At 69.1% G+C, this 1,320-nt stretch carries 1 protein-coding gene; it reads left to right on the top strand.

Going from position 1 to position 1,320, the window contains the following annotated elements; all coding sequences use genetic code 11:
* Window positions 1–21: 21 nt before the first annotated feature.
* On the top strand, window positions 22–1,320 hold a 1,299-nt coding region (locus JK364_RS54305; protein ID WP_307841731.1), incomplete at its 3' end, for an acyltransferase domain-containing protein.

Genomic DNA, 1,320 nt, shown 5'->3' on the forward strand with positions numbered 1-1,320 from the left:
CGGGGGGTGTTGCGGGGGGAGGTGGGGGCGCCGTCGTTGGATCGGGTGGATGTGGTTCAGTCGGTGTCGTTTGCGGTGATGGTGGCTCTGGCCAAGATGTGGCGGTCGTTCGGCGTGGAGCCGGCGGCGGTGGTGGGGCATTCCCAGGGTGAGGTGGCGGCCGCGTATGTGGCGGGTCTGCTGTCACTGGAGGACGCGTGCAAAGTCGTGGCACTTCGGTCGCGGCTGATCGGCGAGCGCCTGGCGGGCCTGGGCGGGATGCTCTCAGTGGCCCTGTCCGAGCGGGAGGCCATGGACCGGATCGAGGCCGGTGCCTGGGACGAGGTGGAAGTGGCTGCGGTCAACGGCCCCGGTTCGGTGGTGGTGGCCGGGCCCGCACAGGCGGTGGAGCGGGTGCAGGCTGTGTGCGAGGAGCAGGGGGTGCGGGCACGCCGGATCCCGGTGGACTACGCCTCCCACACCGCGCAGATCGAGCAGATCCGCACCGAGCTGGCCCAGGCCCTGGACGGCCTGGCTCCCCAGGGTGGCGGCGAGCGGGTGCCGTTGTTGTCGACGGTGACCGGTCAGTGGGTGTCGCCGGGGGAGATGGACAGTGAGTACTGGTTCCGGAATCTGCGGCAGCCGGTGCGTTTCGCCGAGGCCGTGGATGCCCTGGCTTCCGAGGGCTATGGGGTCTTCGTTGAGGTCAGCGCGCATCCGGTGCTGACGGTGGGTGTGGAGGAGGTGGTGGAGGCCGCTGGTGGTCAGGCGGTGGTGACCGGCACGTTGCGTCGTGACCAGGACACGCTTGGGCGGGTTCTGGCTTCTCTGGCTCAGTTGCATGTCAACGGGGTCACCGTCGACTGGAAACCTGCCCTCGGTGCGGTGGCCACGGACGACAGCGCTGCGGCAGACGGTGGTGCACCGATGCTGGACCTGCCCACGTATGCGTTCCAGCGGGAGCGCTACTGGCTCGACGCTCCGCCCGCGGCAACCGATGCCACCGGCCTGGGCCTGGAGGCCATCGAACACTCCCTCCTCGGAGCCGCGGTCCCCCTTGCGGACCATGGACATGTTCTCACCGGGCGTATCTCATTGGAGACCCATCCGTGGCTGGCTGACCACCGGGTCTTGGGGGCGGTGCTGGTGCCACCGGCTGCGCTGGCCGAGTTGGCCCTGACCGCTGCGCATCGTGCGGGATGCGAGGGAATCCAGGAGCTCACTCTCGGGGATCCGTTGTCCCTTCCGGAGCGGGGTGGTGTCCAGCTTCAGGTGGTGGTCGGCGAGGCGGGACAAGACGGATTGCGCAGCGTCCATGTGCAATCTCGTCTTGAAGCGGCC

Origin of the sequence: Streptomyces endocoffeicus, assembly GCF_016741935.1 — a bacterium.
GTDB lineage: Bacteria > Actinomycetota > Actinomycetes > Streptomycetales > Streptomycetaceae > Streptomyces > Streptomyces endocoffeicus.